We start from the raw sequence: 2674 nt of genomic DNA on the forward strand, positions 1-2674 counted from the left end.
GAGCGCCAGCGGCGTCGCAGCGCTCCTGTCCGACGCTACTGGTCCGACCCTGTAGCGTTCGCCGCCGACTGCATCACCTGGCCGGAAGGCAGCTTCCTCACCGAGTACCAGCAGGAGTCGCTCGCCAGCCTGGCAGCGAACGGCCGCGAGTGCACGCGCGGACCTCGCGGCCTCGGCAAGACGGCCTCGGAGGCGATCGCCCTGCACTGGTTCGCCCTCACTCGCGACGGCGAGGACTGGAAGGCGGTGACGACGGCCGGGTCGTGGCACCAGCTGACCGCCTACCTCTGGCCCGAGGTGCACAAGTGGGCGCGGCGGCTGAACTGGGGCAAGGTCGGCCGCGATCCCTACATCGCCAACGCCGAGCTGCTCAAGCTCGGTCTGAACCTCGCAACCGGGCAGGCCAGCGCCGCGTCGCCGGAGCGCTCCGACCTGATCGAGGGCGCCCACGCGGACCACGTGCTGCTCATCCTCGACGAGGCCAAGGTCATCCCGAACGCGACGTTCGACGCCGTCGAAGGAGCGCTCTCGATCGGCGAATGCTACGCCTACTGCTGCTCGACGCCGGGCGAGCCCGCCGGCCGCTTCTATGAGATCCAGTCACGCAAGCCGCACGTGCTCGACTGGCACGCCTCGGCGGTCTCCCGCGATCAGGTGATCGATGCCGGGCGCATGAACCCGGACTGGGCGGCCAAGCGCGCCCTGCAGTGGGGCGAGGACTCGGCGCTCTACGTGACGCAGGTGCTGGGCGAGTTCGCATCGAGCGCAGAGAACCTGGTCATTCCGCTCTCCTGGGTCGAGGCTGCTGTCGAGCGCTGGCATGCATGGAAGGCGACAAACGTTTTGCCGCCGATGACCTGCGTCGGTGTCGACGTGGCGCGAGGCGGCGCAGACCGCACCGTGCTCGCTCTGCGCTCGGGCCCCGTGATCACCGAGCTGCGCGACTACAACTACGCCGACACGATGGCGACGACGGGCAGGGCGGCCGGCGTGCTGCGCGCCCACCCGGCGGGCTACGCGGTCGTCGACGTGATCGGCGTCGGCGCCGGCGTGGTCGACCGGCTGCGCGAGGAGCGCTTCAACGTGGTCGCCTTCAATGCCGGCGAGTCGACGCCTGTCCTCGACATCAGCGGAGAGCTTGGCTTCGTCAACAAGCGCAGCGCCGCCTGGTGGGCCATGCGCGAGTTCCTCGACCCGGCGAACGACCCGCAGGTCGCGCTGCCCCCGAACGAGTACCTGATCAGCGACCTGACCGCGCCGCGCTGGCGCGTCACCTCCGGCGGTAAGATTGCCGTCGAGAGCAAGGACGACATCCGTGAGCGCATCGGCCGCTCAACCGACTTCGCCGACGCCGTCATCCAGGCGTTCTACCTGCCGCCGCCCGAGCCGCAGACGATGCGCGTCGTCTACGAGGACGAGGACGGCTTCATGGGCCGCTACTAACTACCTACCTGCCCCCCGTCCCCCCAGGCAGGTAGTTCGCGAAGCTGTCGTCTCTAGGCTCGCATCTTGCGCCCCAGGTGCACGTCGACCACTGCCACGATGTATACGTGGCAGCCACCGACACACCGACGCCCGACGCCGTCTCTGCGCCTCTGAGCGAGGCCGAGGCGCGCCTGGGGCAGCTCGCCGTCATGGAGAGCGCCATGACCGAGCGCCTCGCCGAGCTTGAGCTGGCTCTCGAGGATCGCGGCTGGGTGCAGCTCGGCATCACCGGCGAGATGGAGTTCTCGCGGGCCGGCCTGAACGACATCGCCAAGATCAGCCGCCTGATGTACCGCAAGAACCCGCTGATCAACCGCGGCGTCGAGGTGCAGCGGCTCTACGTCTTCGGCCAGGGCGTCAGTGTCACCTGCGGCGACGAGCGCGCCAACGAGGTCATCCAGGAGTTCCTCGACGACCACGGCAACCAGGAGGCCTTCACCGGGCAGCAGGCGCTCGGCGACGCCGAGAAGGAGCTGCGCTGCACCGGCAACGTCTTCCTGTGCATCTTCAAGCCCGCCGTGGCCTCCGACGTTCTGCGTGTGCGCCCGATCCAGTTCGAGGAGATCGAGGAGATCATCTGCAACCCGGGCGACCGCTCCGAGCCCTGGTACTACAAACGAGTCTGGCAGCGCCAGGAGATGGACCCGCAGACCGGCCGCATCACCTGGAAGCAGGACATCACCTACTACCCCGACTGGCGCTACGACCCGAAGGGCGAGGAGCGCCTCGAGAGCATCGGCGGCAAGCCGGTCGAGTGGGACTCGCCGATCATGCACGTGAAGACGGGCGGCTTCTTCTTCGATCAGTTCGGCACGAGCGAGGTCTACGCGGCCCTCGACTGGGCGCGCGCCCACAAGGAGCACCTCGAGGACTGGGCCTCGATCACGCGAAGCTTGCGCAAGTTCGCCTGGAAGGCCAAGGTCGCCGGCGGCGCCGCCGAGGTCGCAGCCGCCAAGGCTGCCTACGGCACGACGGTGAGCCGCACGGCCGGGGAGACGAACCCGCCGCCGCTTGCCGGCTCCATGCAGATCGAGAACGCAGGGATGGACCTGCAGCCGATCAAGACGGCCGGCGCCACGACCGGCCCTTCCGACTCCAGGTTCCTGCTCCTGCAGGTCGCCGCCGCGGTCGGTCTTCCCGAGACGTTCTTCGGTGACGCCTCGATCGGCAACTACGCGACCTCGAAGAC

At 68.7% G+C, this 2674-nt stretch carries 1 protein-coding gene and 1 pseudogene; both read left to right on the plus strand.

The window, feature by feature from the left end; all coding sequences use genetic code 11:
• A pseudogene (locus WC493_RS23305) lies at positions 1 to 1443 on the plus strand (hypothetical protein); the annotation flags it as partial.
• A gap of 107 nt (positions 1444 to 1550) precedes the next feature.
• Positions 1551 to 2674: hypothetical protein (locus WC493_RS23310; RefSeq protein WP_373069053.1), on the plus strand; the 1124-nt coding region annotated here is incomplete at its 3' end.

The sequence above is a fragment of the Zavarzinia sp. genome (assembly GCF_041650655.1).
In the GTDB taxonomy this organism is placed as follows: domain Bacteria; phylum Pseudomonadota; class Alphaproteobacteria; order Zavarziniales; family Zavarziniaceae; genus Zavarzinia.